We start from the raw sequence: 14858 nt of genomic DNA on the forward strand, positions 1-14858 counted from the left end.
GATTACTGCACTCCAAGCACGTTCTTCAACATGTTGACACACATGGCGTAAGGCACGGTTTCTTTCATCCGTTGTTGCAAGTATTCGTCCAACTTCGGCTTCAATGTGAAAGCACTGTCGATAGCTGAATCGGTACCTGGTTTATAAGCACCAATCGACACCAAATCTTGGTTTTTGCGACAAATCGACAACACTTGGCGCACCGCTTTCGACATTAACACATGCTCTTCGGTGGTGATTTGTGGCATGACTCGACTTACAGACTTCTCAACATCAATCGCTGGATAATGACCCGCATCAGCCATTTCACGCGAGAGGACGATATGACCATCCAAGATGGCTCGCGACGCATCTGCAATCGGGTCTTGAAGGTCATCACCTTCCGTTAAAACAGTAAAGAATGCAGTGATCGAGCCTTGTTGTGGGCCACCATTACCGGCGCGCTCCACCAGCGCAGGCAATTTGGCAAACACCGAAGGTGGATAACCTTTGGTAGCTGGCGGTTCACCGACCGACAGCGCAATTTCACGCTGCGCTTGGGCAAAGCGTGTCAATGAATCCATCAGGAGCAACACATCGAGCCCTTGATCACGGAAATATTCCGCAATGGTGAGGGCCGTCTGACAACCTTTCAAGCGCATAAGCGGCGACGCATCCGCTGGCGCCGCGACGACGACGGAACGCTTGCGTCCATCTTCACCGAGAATTTCTTCGATGAACTCTTTGACTTCTCGTCCACGTTCACCAATCAATCCCACCACAACCACTTGGGCGGTGGTACCACGAGTCATCATACCTAGCGTGACCGATTTACCCACACCAGAACCCGCAAACAGGCCGATACGTTGGCCTTTTCCCACCGTAAGTAAACCGTTAATGGCTTTTAAGCCGACATCGAGCGGCTCGGTAATGGGTTTGCGCGCAAGGGGGTTGATCGGTTCCGCATTAAAAGAAGCGCGATGTTCGGTGTAAATTGGGCCTAAACCATCCAAGGGGTTGCCCACACCGTCAATCACACGACCAAGCAGTTCCATGCCCACGGGCAAACCACTTTCGCTGGTTAACGGCGTCACTTTAGCACCGGGCAGAATGCCGCCGATTTGCTCGCTCGGCATCAGAAATAGATTGTCTCCCGAAAAGCCGACGACTTCGGCTTCCATCTGGCCCGTCATGGTTTCCACCAAACACAAACTGCCGATGGGAGCTCGACAGCCTGTCGCTTCCAGCGTCAAACCGACAACACGCACCAGTTTGCCTGAGGCGACTGGACGGCTGCCCAAGCCTTGTACTCTGTAGCTTTTGAGTCTCTCTGCTAGCGCGATCATCATTCACCTCCGTGGTGACGATTCTTACCACAGAAATTCTGTATCACTTGCTTGATGCGCTCTTCCATACGGTAGCTCACGCTGGACTCACCCGCTTCGATTTGTACATCGCCACGGTTCAGGGCTGGTTCACTGAGTAAGGTCCAGTTGCGGAAGTTGAGATCATCCTCACCATAAGCAGAGCGGATGATGTCGACATCTTCGGGATTGAGGCGCAGCGTAATGGGATGCCCAGCAATAGGCAGACTTTCAACAGAGGCTTTCACGGTGTCTAAGATCACTTGCGGGTTGGTTTGCACCTCGACATGCACCACTTCTTTAACCAAGCACAACACCATATCCACCAGTTGTTTTTCCACTTGGTTGTTCATCAGTTCTAACGGCTGGGCAAACTGGTTAGCGAGATTAATAAAGGTATCGACCTGCTGCTTGATGTGTTCTTCTCCAGCTTCAATGCCTTCATTTTTGCCCTGCTCAAGGCCTTCTTCATGACCGGCTTGAAAACCTTCTTCTTTGCCTTTATCAAAACCTTGTTTAAAGCCCGCTTCTTGACCTTGGAACAAACCTTCCTGATAAGCGCCTTGCTTAATCAGTTCGATTTGCTCTTCGGTTAACTCAAGGACAGCTTCTTCTTCCGTTTGTTCGAAATCCGGCATCCAGCCAGGATCGTAGTTAAAGGCCGTCTCTTTGGCTTTCTTATTCACCTCAGAGCCGTAATCAGGCAATCCCCAACGCTGAGGTTGTGGAACGGCATCGTCTTCACCAGGGCGGATAAAACCACGTTTTCTCTCGTTAGCCATGGATCGGTTACCTCTGAATGGTCACATGTAAAACTCAGTCATTGAGTTTTCATTGTTCTTAAGGAAACAAAGCCCCAACTCGGGGCTTGTCTGTTATTACAAGAATTCGTCTGCGCCACCGGACAGCATGATTTCTCCGCTGTCAGCCAAGCGACGGGCAATGGCCAGAATTTCTTTCTGTGCCGCTTCCACATCGGCAACACGTACTGGTGGCATCGCTTCGATGTCGTCTTTCATCATCTCAGCGGCACGTTTCGACATGTTCTTGAAGATCTTCTCACGAAGACCATCATCGGCGCCTTTAAGGGCTTTCTGCAATACATCTTGTGGAACGTCACGCAGCAATTTCTGGATACCTTGATCGTCCACTTCGATAAGGTTCTCGAATACGAACATGAGATCTTGGATTTGCGTCGCCAAATCTTCGTCTTGGTCGCGAATCTGCTCCATCAACAGACCTTCGACGTTGTTGTCGAGGTAGTTCATGATTTCTGCTGCTGCCTTCAGGCCGCCAATTTTCGCTGCTTGCGCGCCCGCTTGGCCGGCAAACTGTTTCTCCATGATTTCGTTCAACTCAGCCAGTGCTGAAGGTTGAACTTCCTCAAGGTTGGCGATACGCATCATCAAGTCAAGACGCACACGCTCTGGGAATTGCGCGATGATCTCGGCAGACTGATCCGCCTCTAAGTAAGACAATACGATGGTTTGAATTTGTGGGTGTTCGTTAACAATGATGCTCGCCACTTGTCGTGGGTCCATCCATTTCAACGAATCGAGACCTTTCGAACCCGTACCCAATAGGATCTGATCCACCAAGTTATTGGCTTTATCAGCACCCAGTGCCGCGATCAAGGTATTACGCATGAAGTCTTCACTGCCCATACCGATGTTGGTGTACTTCTGAATGTCTTCCAAGAAAGCACGGTGCACTGCCGAGACTTTGTCTTGGCTAAGGTCTTTGGCACGCGCCATCGCACTACCCACGCGCTGAACCTGCTTTGGCTCTAAGTGACGGATAATGCCGGCGGCGTCTTGTTCGTTTAAACTCAGCAGCAAAATTGCTGCTTTTTCTTCACCTGATATCGAGCTGATATCTATTTCTGGTGTATCCATCGAGCCGTCTTCGTTCCCATTTACAATTTCGTTAGCCATTTATCATCCAATTTTTGACCACTTGTGCTGCCAGTTCAGGTTCATTTGCCACGAGGGCACGAACCGCTTTCAGCACATCTTCGTCCTTGTGAAGGTTAGGGAGATCGATACTAGAGCCAAACTCAAACAGCTCACCTGCATCAATGTCGCTACCGATTAGGCTGGTTTCACCATCGGCACCTATCGGTAAGCCATCTGGCCCGTACATTTCGTCATCGTCGTCACCCGCAGGGTTGAGCAGTTTCTTCATTGCAGGACGGATGAGTACAAGAACCACAACGATGATGACCAATGCACTCGCAAACCAACGAATCCAATCATTGAAATTCGGATGCTCCCAAATCGGCACATCCGCCAACTGCTCTTGCTCTGGCTCAGCAAAGGGCATACTTAATACGTTGAGCAAGTCACCGCGATTTTCACTAAAGCCGACGGTACCGACAAGCACTTGGCGAATCGCGTTAATTTCCGCCTCGCTGCGAGGTGTATACGTCACATCACCTGTATCAGGATTGATGGTGGCGCGATCTTTAATGGCGACCGCTACAGTTTGACGGTTGATCACTCCAGTCTGCTTACGTTCGTGGCTGATGGTGGTGTCCAATTCAAAGTTACGTGTCGATTCTTTGCGCACCGACCCTTGACCGAGCACCGAACCATCTTTCATTTGGGCAACATCTTGTGGAATTGACGCATCGGCGGGTGGTTGATTACTCAGTGCGCCAGGCACCCCTGCCACCATATTGCCATTGTTGTAATCTTCAAGTGCGTATTCGCTTCGGGTCGCTGGAGTGTTAGGGTCAAACTGCTTACGCGTTTGCTCAACCGCACTAAAATCCATCTCGATATCGACTTGGGCAGTATAGTTACCAAAGCCCAAAATAGGGATCAACACGGAGTCGATTTTTTCACGCAGCGCTTGTTCTTGATTGCGCTCCAACTCTTGCTCTTTACGGCGAGCGGCTGAAACGGGGTCTTGAGAGCCAGAATTGAGCAAGCGGCCATGTTGATCAGTGACGGTCACACGCGAGGTCTTCATCCCTGGAACCGCACTGGCCACCATATCGACAATCGAATCCACTTCTTGTTGCTTGAGATTGGCACCTGAAGCCAGCGTTAGGAAAACCGAAGCAGACGCTTCTTGGTTGTGACGTACAAACACACTCTGTTTTGGTAACGCGAGAAGCACTTTAGCTTTGCGCACTTGCTTCATTTCTTCTATCGCTTTGGCCAACTGTCTTTCACGGCTGAGCTTCAAACGTTCTTGTTCTAAGCGCTGAGAAACACCGAACCCCATGTCTTGCAGTAAGATATCATCGCCAGCTTGAGTGCTTTGATTCAGGCCAGAGCGTACCATGTCCAACTTGATGGAATTGAACTCGCTGGTTTCAACTAGAATGGTGTTGCCATCTAACTTGTAGTTGATTTTTTGCTGATCGAGATGATCGAGAACTGGAATCAGTTCTTCGGTTTCAAACACGCCGAGAGGACGCATCTCTGGTTCTTTAACCCAGAAAAAGAGCATCACGATCAAGGCGACACAGATCGAAATCGATAGGACAAGCACCACCTGACGCAATAAGTCTAAATCACCTACCGCCATATCGAATTTAGATGAGCTACGTTCATCCAAATCCGGATTTTGGCCATCCATGTCCATGTCAGAATGCATGGCTAATGCTTTACTTGAGCCATCATCTGTCAGTGCGAGATCGGTTGATTTATTTTGTTCAGCCACAGTTTACTACCTACATTAGACTGGCATGTTCATAAGGTCTTTGTATGCCTCGACCAGTTTATTCCTAACCTGTACCGTGGCTTCAAATGCAACGCTGGATTTGTTTCGGGCAATCATCACATCGGATAGAGACACGTCCGCATCGCCGCGGTCAAAACGCGTTTGCAAATCGCCAGAGGTCTTTTGCAGTGAGTTAACGTTATTGATGGCTTGATTCAGCAGTGCGCTAAAATCGGCACTGACTTTGGCTCCGGTTGCAGGTGCCGTCGCATTGGTTGCTTCAAGCATCATGGCGCGCATTTCGCCGTTTAATCCATCAATTCTCATCGTTACCTCTAAGCCAAAAGTTTGACTAACTGCCTTGCTGTATAATTGACACAGCAATTAACATGCCATATTGCTAATAATGGCTGGCCAGTTTACCTGACTCCGGCAAACTGACCAAGACCCCAAAGCTTATCCCGGGATCTCGATACCAGCATCGCGCATCTTAGCCAGTTTATAACGCAAGGTTCTTGGACTAATGCCCAGTTTATCCGCCATCTCTTTACGACGACCTTGGCATTCGATCAGCGTTTCCAAAATAATAGCGTACTCTTGATCACGCAGCTCACTGCCTAAGCTATCTCCAGCAGAAAGGCCACGAATCATAGCGTCGGGTTCCGAGCCTACTTCTGCAACCGGCTTGACATCGGGTGCAACATAATCGTGTTGCTGAACCACTGATTGCAAGCTATCCGCATCTTGCCAATCGACACCTTCAAGCAAAATGTGCTCATGGGATATATGGCTGTTTTCACTTAAAATCAGCGCTCGCTGCACTACGTTGTCTAACTCACGTACGTTGCCAGGCCAAGCGTATTGCAACAATTTTTCCAACGCGCTTTGTGAGAAATGAGGCACTGGAATCCCCTGCTTAATGCAGTGGCGCTCAGCGAGGTGTTTCGCTAGCGGGGTGATATCACCTTTGCGATCACACAGTGATGGCCAAGTAATTGGGAAAACATTCAAACGATAGTACAAGTCTTCACGGAAGTTACCAGCAGCCACATACTGCTTTAAGTCACGGTTACTGGTAGCAAGTACGCGAACATCAAGCTTAATGCTTTTACGGCTACCCAAGCGCTCTACTTCACGCTCTTGCAAAACACGCAATAGTTTCGCTTGTAGGTTCAAATCCATTTCGCTGATTTCATCAAGCAAAATGGTACCACCTTGCGCTTGTTCAAATTTACCCGGGCAAGCTTGAACTGCCCCGGTAAACGCGCCTTTCTCGTAACCAAATAGCGTTGCTTCCAACATATTGTCTGGAATGGCGGCACAGTTAATAGCAATGAAAGGTCCGTCTTTGCGCGGAGAAGCATTGTGAATGTAACGTGATAGCACTTCTTTGCCCGAACCACTCGGGCCAAGCACCATCACATTAGCATCGGTGCGCGCGACTTTATCTGCCAACGCCAATAGCCTTAGGCTTTTTTCATCAGCGACCACCGCATCACCGTTATCGTCTGATTTGACCGGAGCGTAACGGCTAACCATATTGAGCAATACTTCGGGTGCGAATGGTTTCGCCATGTAGTCGATGGCTCCTTCTTTCATCGCCGACACGGCGTCTTCGATGTTGGCGTAAGCGGTCATCAACAACACGGGTAAATTGGGCCAGTTTTGTTTGATGCTACGCAGCAGTGCTAAGCCCCCCATGCCCGCCATCTGTACGTCAGAAACAACGATATCCACCGGGTTTGCTTTTAACTTCACCAAAGCATCTTCTGCGCAATCCGCTTCTAGCCATTCATAACCTGCTAATGCCAATGTATCGACTAGCGCTTCGCGTAGACCTTCATCGTCTTCTACGATTAACACTTTGCTTTGAGCCATTTCAATTCTCCAGTGTTGTTACGCGCTCATTCTGCCGCAGCAGACTGAGTTCTTTCCAGAGGGATACACATAGTGAAGCAAGCACCGTCTCCCTCTTCCGATAATAATTCTAGTCGCCCTTCATGAGCGCGACAGACCATTTGTACCACAGCCAGACCTAAGCCAGTGCCTTGTGAGCGTGTCGTAAAAAAGGGTTCCATGATTTTGTTCTGCAATTCTTTTGGCACCCCAGGACCACTATCTTGCACGGAAATACGCAGCTCACCATTGACTGGGCGAAAGAAAACATCAATTTGTGCTTCTTTTCCGGCAATTTGGATCGCATTCATCACTAAGTTACTCAGGGCAGAGGCGATAGCATTGGCGTTGCCCAAAATAACGGTCTGTTCTTCTTCTACTTCTTGGCAGTAATCAATCAAATTACTCTTTAAGGCCGTTTCCACCATTGGCTGATATTCACCCACTAATTGCGAAATAGTGAACGGTTTGATCACCTTGTTATCACCACCTTTTGCGAACAGCAGCATGTCATTGACTTGCTTTTCCAAATCCTGCAGGCGATCCATCAGCTTTGATTGAAAGCGCTCTCGCGTTGTATTAGGCAGGTTAGGAGCAGAAAGGTTTGAGGCGTAAAGCATCGCACTAGAGAGCGGGGTTCGAACTTGATGCGCCAAAGACGCGACCATGCGTCCTAACGAAGATAACCGCTGTAAATCACTCACTCGAGATTGCAACAAGCGTGTTTCGGTTAGGTCAGTGATCAAAATGAGTTGACCTGTCGCAGAAGCCGAAATGGCTAAGCGTACTTTTCGACCATTACGCAGAGACACTTCATGACCATCATCTTCGCGCGGATCGAACGCAGCTTGGATCACCGAAAACCAGCGCTCGTTCACCAAGGGCACTTCTAGAATTCGATGCGCTTCTGGATTGGCTTCTCGCACCACCCCTTGAGTATCAAGCAAAATCACTCCCGCAGGCATCACATCAAGCACTTGCTTGTAACGTTCTACCTGACTTTCTACCGAGTCTAAGTGGGATTGATTGGTTAAATTATCCATGCGCTGTCGAAATCTCGCCTCAAATACTAGAATAGCCTAACACGCAAAATGCATGCCAGGCTATTTTTGTTTATTATCAATATTTTAGGTAATTGACAATAAGTTGACGCTGAAATTGTTTTCTAACGTTGCATATTGTATTTACGCATTTTCTCAACCAATGTGGTGCGGCGCATTCCCAACATATCAGCGGCACGAGCCACCACACCACCTTGTGCTTCCAGCGCTTGGTTAATCATATTAACTTCAAGATCAGCCAACAGCTCTTTGAGGTTTACGCCTTCTGGTGGCAAAGACTGAGGCGCATCAAAATGGTCATCAAAGGGATTTTTTACCGAAAGATCAAAACTCTCTGAAAAAATATCTTCCAGCACATCACGTTCTTGGTCTTCAATCGAGTTAAAAGAAGACGTTTCTGGCTGGAACTCTGGGATATCACTGTAACGATATTTGGTCGGCAAATGATTAACATCCACCAAACTATTTGGATAGAGAATCACCATCCGCTCAACGAGGTTTGCCAACTCACGCACATTACCGGGCCAGTCATGTTCCATTAAAGAGTTTATCGCACGAGGAGTGAAACAAATCGGTTGTCCACCTTCGGCTTGTAGACGAGTCATTAACTCTTGAAGTAACAGTGGAATGTCCTCTTTGCGCTCTTTCAGCGCTGGCATCTCAATCGGAAAAACATTGAGACGATAAAAAAGGTCTTCGCGGAACTTTTCGTCGTCGATCATGGTTTCCAAATTGCGATGTGTGGCCGCAATAATGCGAACATTGGCTTTAATCGTGGTGTTGCCACCGACACGCTCAAAGCAACGCTCTTGAAGCACGCGAAGTAGCTTGACCTGCATCGCCATTGGCATGTCGCCAATTTCATCCAAGAAAAGGGTGCCACCTTCTGCCAACTCAAAACGGCCTTTACGCGTGGTTAACGCACCGGTAAATGCCCCTTTTTCATGGCCAAACAACTCACTTTCGAGCAGATCTGGCGGAATGGCACCACAGTTGATTGGCACAAAAGGGCCATTGCGACGTGTCGAGTGATAATGAACATTACGCGCAACCACCTCTTTACCCGTACCGGACTCACCTAAAATCAGTACATTGGCTTCCGTGACCGCCACCTGTTCGATCAAATGACGCACTTCTTGAACCCCAAGACTTTGTCCAACCAAACTGCGGAAAAGCGTATTTTTACGAGAAGATGCTAAAACATTGACGCCTTTACGGCCAAGAAACTCTTTACAATGCCTGAGTGCTTCGCTCAACTGAGGATAATTAAGTGGAAACTCGAGTTCTCCTACCAAATTCGGTAAGTGCTCTACTGGACCGACAAAATCGCCCAAAACGAGTAAAGGAATATGATGCGCAGCATTGAGCTTCGCCATCACATGAGCGGCGTTTTGACCGTTGACCAAACCAACAATCACACCAGACCACATTTTAGACCAGTCAACACCGTCTATCTGATCTGATCGAAGAGCTTCACAACTCTCTCCAACGAATTCCAGTATATTGCGTAAGTTCAGACGATTCGCTTCATCGTCTTCTATTACAAGCAGCTTTGCCAAACTTTGCATAAGTACCGATTATTGCCTTTGTTTTATGATGTGTTGCGGCCAAACCTTGATATGCGAAACTAAGGTGCTCTATTGGTGATAGAACACTCAATTAACGATAGACAAAACAGGAAAATCAGCAACAAAAAAGCCATCAGGGCTACTAATGGCTTCTATTTTATTTGAATAAAAAAATAAGGCAACCAAGCAATTAGGAGGTGTGAGCTCGGTTAAAAGATTGGTTATCGAATTACACACCAATATCAGCCGCGGTGAGATTGTGGTACTCGTTGGGGATTTGATCCCATGCCGATTTGATCTCACGGATAATGTCGATCACATCATCAATCATTGTAGGGTCATTTTTGTGGTTCGCCCCAGAGATCTGCGTGATCATGAATTCGTAAAGCTGATCGAGGTTACGTGCAATATCACCACCGTCATCCATCGATAGACAGCTACGCAATGCAATGATGATGTCCAACGCTTTGCCAAGACGTTCACCTTTCACTGGAATGTTACCTGCTTGCATCGCTGCTTTGCCTTGAATCAGACGCTCAATCGCCCCTGCCATCAGCATCTGAATGACTTTATGCGGCGACGCAGCACTGAGTTGGCTATCCACTGACACTTTTTTATAAGCCTGTAATGAACCGCGCATAATAATCCTCTTTTACGTAAACTTTTTGTATTGTTGGAGCGAACGCTGACCATGCCTCAATTTTTGTAGTTGAAGGCTAACTAAACTGGTCTGCGACTGCATTCGCTCAAATAGTGCTTTTGTTCGAGTGAGCATTAATTGCCACTCTTCTTCCTGCTTTAAGTGTGGCTGTTGCGCCAACATCTGCAGAAGGATTTGCAATAACTGTTCCCTGTTATCGACCAAGCGCACCAATTCTTCAGCATTTATTTCGCTTTTTTCTAATTCTTGAGAAATTAACTGATCAAGATCACGTAACTGCTCGAGTGAAGCCATTTGTTATCACCCTAATGCGTTCATTAACGCACCCAACTGCCCCTGCATTTTGCTGGTGGCGTCTTGCATGGCAGTAAACTTCGAGTGAGTGCGCTGCTCTAAGCTGCCCATGCGGCGATCCAATGCCGCCTGCTCATCCACTAGGCGATAAGTTTGCTCTGATAAACTTTTTTCTCGAGTACGTATCGATCCTGTCACCCCGGTGATACCGTGAATGGCATCCTCAACACGCTTCGCGAACCCCGTATTACCACCAAAGAACTCTTCTAAGCGGTTAAAATTGTTATTCAACTGACGATCAAGCATGTCGTAGTTGATTTCCAACGTACCTTGTCGAGTGGTGGTAATACCAAATTCTGTGAGTGATTTTAGGTTTTCTGGCGCTTTCTCTATTCGAGTCGAGAAAACACTCTTTAAACGAGAGTCGGCATTTCTTACTGTACTGTCCCCTGCTAAAGGCCCTTTTTGTCCCGTTGCAGGATCGACACCCGACAACGCTTTCGACGTCTGATAAAACTGATTGTAAGCGGCGACAAACGTTTCAATATCGTCGCGAACTCTTCGTCTATCGTACTCAACACCTATTTCAGCAGGCGCTTTATTCTTGGGCGTGACCCCTTTGAGCGCGAGATCGACCCCTTCGATGGCGTCTTCGATAATGTTGTTGTTACTCGATAGCTGAGCAACACCATCCAACACCACCATCGCATCTTGCCCTTGTTGAACTTCCGTCATGCCGCTATAGGTATCAAAAGACTCTTGTGCTTGCTTGAGTTGTTCATTCGCTTGGTCGATACGCTCTAGGCGCTCACGCTCCTGAGGTTCTAGTTTCGCGCGCTGAATTTGTTTTGCCTGTTCTTCGGTGAGCTCACCTTTGGCCACTTTTTCATCCAACGCCGCTTTTTCTTGTGCTAGCGTTGCCTCAATTTGCGCTTTTTCTTCCGCGAGTTCTTGTTCAATTCGTGCTTGTTCGGCTTCAAATTTCGCTTTGGCCTCTTTCACCGTTTCATAGGAATCGGTTAATGTGCCTGAGGCGGTATTCGTCCAACCAGGAATATCTGGTGCTTTTTCAATCGCAGCTTCATCAAGCTCCAACTCTGGACGATAATATGAATCCAGCAAAGTACCAGAGGCGGTTTCTGACCACCCCGCAATATTATCTTCTGGCATTAAACCAGCAGCTTGGCTCGCTTCATCTAATGCTTGCTGAGCGGCTTGTGCGGCGGCAGTACCAAAACTGTTGTTCGATTCTTCTTCAGCAACAGGAGAACCGTCTTCTGCCAGAGCGCTATCGCTGGTTAGTTGAGAATCACCGCTATCAGATGCAGCGTCAATCGGATTACCTTGTGCATCAACTTGAGCTTCCCCGCCTTCCTCTGACGGGACACCATCCGTCTCTGCCGACTGTTCCGGTTTGCCTTCGTTGATTACTTCTTCTGCGGTAAGGCGAGCTTGCTCGAGTGCTTTGACTCGGTCTTCGAGGGTTTTGTATTCGAGTTTTTTGAGTGGATCACCACGTTCCGCATCCACATGAATTCGGATTTGATTTTCTTTGCCTGACACCGTCGAGGCGACGATAAGGCGGGGGCCTTCGACATCATTGATGATGGAGGCTCGGACTCCAAGGTTTTTACTTGCTCCGTTAATCCCTTTAACGACATCAACCAGCTTAGAGTCTTTGCTGACGTCGACTTCAAACGATTTATCACCAAGTGAAATCTGCAGCTTGCCGGGGCCAAATTGAGCGTCTTCAGCTAAAACATCCGACGCAACCTTGTGGCTCTGTGCAAGCTGCAACACATCGATGGCATATTTACCTGCAATGGCATCGGTAGTTGCAGTGGCTGAGACGACACTCTCGTCAGTCGTATCGACTTTTCGCACCGCGAAAGCCTTCTCCTGACGAAAGATCGCCATCATATTTTTCATCGTATCCAGCGATTCTCTGAGTCGACCATAGGCGCTGATGCTGCTATCAATCCTGGCCCGCTCATTGTCAATGCGTTGCTGCTTTGGTACGCGCTCTGCATCGACAACTTTGCTGACCATGGAGTTGATATCCATGCCACCAGACATCCCCAAGGGGCCTAAACTCATCAAATCACCTCAATCACGACTTACACTTTATCTACCAGCAAACCAGAACTGGTAGCTTGTGCGGCTAAGCGTCTAAATACATCCAGCATATCTTCATCTGGGATCTGACGAATAATGTCACCTGTTTTGGCTTCATAAATCGTCACGACATCTCTCCCAGACTCTTCATCTACTCTAAAAGATAACCCTTTATTGATGGAAGAGATAAATTCATTCATCTTTTCCACCATTCTCTGTTTCTCTTCTCGGTTGAGCTCCTGACGAGCTTGCGCCATTTTGACTGCCGCTTCAACCGTTAGATTCACGTCGTTCTTTTTCACCGTTTCCGATGAAGGGTTGCCTTTTTCGACTGATACACTAGGCACGCCACCGCTTCTTTCGTAAGCAACTTTCGTGCCACTTTGCAAGCCGTAAGGCTGGATGTTCGATGTGTAGGATGGTATTTCCATAACAATCTCCCTTCCACCTCTATGAGCTATGAGTAGTAAACTACCGTACAGCTAAGCTCACGCCGCTGTATTAGCCCAACAAGCTAAGAGCTGCAGATGGTGACTGCTTCGCCTGCGCCAGGATAGAAGTACTCGCCTGCTGCAGAATTTGCGTCTTAGTCATCTGAGTCGTTTCTTTCGCGTAGTCAGTATCTTTGATACGGCTGCTCGAAGCGTTTACGTTTTCATTGATGTTGCTTAAGTTGCTGATTGCATGATTGAAACGGTTTTGGAATGCACCTAGTGAGGCACGCTCACTGTCTACCGATTTCAATGCACCATCAATGATCGATACGGCTTCTTGAGAGCCAGCAACCGTCGTTACGTCAATGTTGCTCACGTTGGTTTTGGTACCATCACCGATGTTCAACTCAGACGCTAGACCACCACCGAATTCCACTTCACCTTCGACACGTTGGTTAGAAGCGAATAACTGCAGTTTGCCGCCTTCACCGACCGACGCTTTCACATCATCGTTTTGACCGTTGATATAAGTCGCCAGTTCTTCAAGATCGTCACCCGCCTTGGCGTTGACAGTGATCTCTTTTTCTTCACCTTGTTTATTCACATAAGACATAGTGAAGTCAGTGTTGTCGCTTACGCGCCAATCAGCACCGACACCTTCTTCAGATTTGTAGCTCATGCCACCCATCGCATCAGTATCTGAACGAAGGTTACCCATAGAAAGCATCACAGCTTCACCAGAGTCGGCACCGATTTGGAAAGACTGAGAACCGTACGTACCGTTAAGGAGTTTGTTACCACCAAAAGAGGTTGTCTCTGCGATACGGTTAAGTTCTTGGTTCAACGCTGACACTTCTTCTTGAATCGCCACGCGCTCAGAACGAGAGTTCGAACCGTTAGACGATTGCAAGGCAAGGTCACGCATACGTTGTAGGATGTTGGTGGTCTCTGTCATTGCACCTTCAGCAGTCTGTGCAATAGAGATACCATCGTTGGCATTTTTAACCGCCATGTCGAGACCACGGCTTTGCGAGTTCAAACGGTTAGAAATTTGTAGACCTGCAGCATCATCTTTCGCGCTATTGATTTTATAGCCCGAAGACAAACGCTCCATTGATTTTTGTTGACCTTCAGCGGCCTGGTTTAGGTAACGCTGTGCGGTCATTGCTGACACGTTAGTGTTTACATTGATAGCCATAAATGATCTCCTTAGGCTTTTTGCTGATGCACCATCGTGTCTCTCACCTCACTTTGGTACATCTCATTTCTCTCAGTCCTTTAACGGCCACCAAAAGAATACCTTTAGGAGAATTTTTCGTTTTTTTGAATATTTCTTTGGTTGGGTTAAAAAGTGTGACTTCTCCCTAAATAATAGCGCATAAAAAAAGCCTGACCGAAGTCAGGCTTTACTCGCTCATCTCTCACCACGAGCCAATGAGGTTTCTGTCTGGTTAAGGCGATTAGCCTAGTAGACTTAGCGCTGAGTTTGGCGCTTGTTTCGCTTGCGCAAGAATTGAACTTGATGCTTGCGATAGAATTTGTGTCTTGGTCAACTGAGTCGTTTCTTTCGCGAAGTCGGTATCTTTGATTCGGCTCTTCGACGCGTTCACGTTCTCGTTGATGTTGTCCAAGTTGCTGATTGCATGGTTGAAACGGTTCTGGAATGCACCCAGCTCTGCACGGTGGCTGTCTACGTATTTCAGTGCCGCATCCACAATCGCTACTGACTCTTGCGCACCTTGTACGGTTGTCACGTCAATCGTGTCTACCGTGACGTTTTTGCCTTCGCCTAGACCAAGTTCACCTGCAAGGCT

General features: G+C 47.9%; 14 protein-coding genes. All 14 read right to left on the bottom strand.

The annotated features are described in order from the left end of the window. Window positions 1-2 precede the first annotated feature (2 nt). Entirely contained in the window at window positions 3-1325 is a 1323-nt protein-coding gene (fliI, locus tag FC652_RS11780) for a flagellar protein export ATPase FliI (protein WP_176298715.1), read from the bottom strand. Further along, on the bottom strand, window positions 1325-2125 hold the full coding sequence (gene fliH, locus FC652_RS11785) for a flagellar assembly protein FliH (protein ID WP_176298716.1): 801 nt from the start codon (window positions 2123-2125) through the stop codon (window positions 1325-1327). Before fliH ends, fliI begins: the two co-directional genes overlap by 1 nt. A 96-nt stretch (window positions 2126-2221) precedes the next feature. Then, complete coding sequence (fliG, locus tag FC652_RS11790) at window positions 2222-3277, bottom strand: flagellar motor switch protein FliG (protein WP_176298717.1); 1056 nt, start codon at window positions 3275-3277, stop codon at window positions 2222-2224. Then, the gene (gene fliF / locus FC652_RS11795) at window positions 3270-5015 is read right to left on the bottom strand and encodes a flagellar basal-body MS-ring/collar protein FliF (RefSeq protein ID WP_176298718.1); all 1746 of its coding nucleotides are present in this window, start codon (window positions 5013-5015) and stop codon (window positions 3270-3272) included. Before fliF ends, fliG begins: the two co-directional genes overlap by 8 nt. A 15-nt stretch (window positions 5016-5030) precedes the next feature. Continuing rightward, window positions 5031-5342 (bottom strand): flagellar hook-basal body complex protein FliE, encoded by a 312-nt coding sequence (gene fliE, locus FC652_RS11800; RefSeq protein WP_176298719.1) that lies wholly within the window; start codon window positions 5340-5342, stop codon window positions 5031-5033. Window positions 5343-5471: 129 nt separating this feature from the next. Continuing rightward, a complete protein-coding gene (locus tag FC652_RS11805) occupies window positions 5472-6893 on the bottom strand; it encodes a sigma-54 dependent transcriptional regulator (protein ID WP_176298720.1) in 1422 nt (473 codons plus the stop codon). Between the two features lie 26 nt (window positions 6894-6919). Further along, complete coding sequence (locus FC652_RS11810; protein ID WP_176298721.1) at window positions 6920-7954, bottom strand: PAS domain-containing sensor histidine kinase; 1035 nt, start codon at window positions 7952-7954, stop codon at window positions 6920-6922. A gap of 122 nt (window positions 7955-8076) precedes the next feature. Then, window positions 8077-9540: a sigma-54 dependent transcriptional regulator gene (locus tag FC652_RS11815; RefSeq protein WP_176298722.1), complete on the bottom strand. Its 1464-nt coding sequence runs from the start codon at window positions 9538-9540 to the stop codon at window positions 8077-8079. A 229-nt stretch (window positions 9541-9769) separates the two neighbouring features. Then, complete coding sequence (gene fliS / locus FC652_RS11820) at window positions 9770-10180, bottom strand: flagellar export chaperone FliS (RefSeq protein ID WP_176298723.1); 411 nt, start codon at window positions 10178-10180, stop codon at window positions 9770-9772. Window positions 10181-10192: 12 nt separating this feature from the next. Continuing rightward, window positions 10193-10495, bottom strand: a complete 303-nt coding sequence (locus tag FC652_RS11825; RefSeq protein WP_176298724.1) for a flagellar protein FliT — start codon at window positions 10493-10495, stop codon at window positions 10193-10195. Between the two features lie 6 nt (window positions 10496-10501). Continuing rightward, window positions 10502-12592, bottom strand: a complete 2091-nt coding sequence (fliD, locus tag FC652_RS11830; RefSeq protein WP_176298725.1) for a flagellar filament capping protein FliD — start codon at window positions 12590-12592, stop codon at window positions 10502-10504. 20 nt (window positions 12593-12612) lie between these two features. Continuing rightward, window positions 12613-13041: a flagellar protein FlaG gene (gene flaG, locus FC652_RS11835; protein WP_176298726.1), complete on the bottom strand. Its 429-nt coding sequence runs from the start codon at window positions 13039-13041 to the stop codon at window positions 12613-12615. 70 nt (window positions 13042-13111) lie between these two features. Beyond that, window positions 13112-14242 carry a flagellin gene (locus tag FC652_RS11840; RefSeq protein WP_176298727.1) on the bottom strand — a complete coding sequence of 377 codons (1131 nt, stop codon included), beginning with the start codon at window positions 14240-14242 and terminating at the stop codon, window positions 13112-13114. 262 nt (window positions 14243-14504) lie between these two features. Beyond that, window positions 14505-14858 (bottom strand): flagellin (locus tag FC652_RS11845; RefSeq protein WP_255199159.1); only part of this gene is annotated, 354 nt, incomplete at its 5' end.

This window comes from Vibrio sp. 05-20-BW147, assembly GCF_013369385.1.
Lineage (GTDB): Bacteria > Pseudomonadota > Gammaproteobacteria > Enterobacterales > Vibrionaceae > Vibrio > Vibrio floridensis.

Coding starts and splice junctions, on each gene's coding strand:
- FC652_RS11810 (WP_176298721.1), bottom strand. CDS start 7,954: ATGGATAATTTAACCAATCAATCCCACTTAGACTCGGTAGAAAGTCAG.
- fliI (WP_176298715.1), bottom strand. CDS start 1,325: ATGATCGCGCTAGCAGAGAGACTCAAAAGCTACAGAGTACAAGGCTTG.
- fliG (WP_176298717.1), bottom strand. CDS start 3,277: ATGGCTAACGAAATTGTAAATGGGAACGAAGACGGCTCGATGGATACA.
- fliH (WP_176298716.1), bottom strand. CDS start 2,125: ATGGCTAACGAGAGAAAACGTGGTTTTATCCGCCCTGGTGAAGACGAT.
- fliD (WP_176298725.1), bottom strand. CDS start 12,592: ATGAGTTTAGGCCCCTTGGGGATGTCTGGTGGCATGGATATCAACTCC.
- FC652_RS11805 (WP_176298720.1), bottom strand. CDS start 6,893: ATGGCTCAAAGCAAAGTGTTAATCGTAGAAGACGATGAAGGTCTACGC.
- FC652_RS11825 (WP_176298724.1), bottom strand. CDS start 10,495: ATGGCTTCACTCGAGCAGTTACGTGATCTTGATCAGTTAATTTCTCAA.
- flaG (WP_176298726.1), bottom strand. CDS start 13,041: ATGGAAATACCATCCTACACATCGAACATCCAGCCTTACGGCTTGCAA.
- FC652_RS11840 (WP_176298727.1), bottom strand. CDS start 14,242: ATGGCTATCAATGTAAACACTAACGTGTCAGCAATGACCGCACAGCGT.
- FC652_RS11815 (WP_176298722.1), bottom strand. CDS start 9,540: ATGCAAAGTTTGGCAAAGCTGCTTGTAATAGAAGACGATGAAGCGAAT.
- fliE (WP_176298719.1), bottom strand. CDS start 5,342: ATGAGAATTGATGGATTAAACGGCGAAATGCGCGCCATGATGCTTGAA.
- fliS (WP_176298723.1), bottom strand. CDS start 10,180: ATGCGCGGTTCATTACAGGCTTATAAAAAAGTGTCAGTGGATAGCCAA.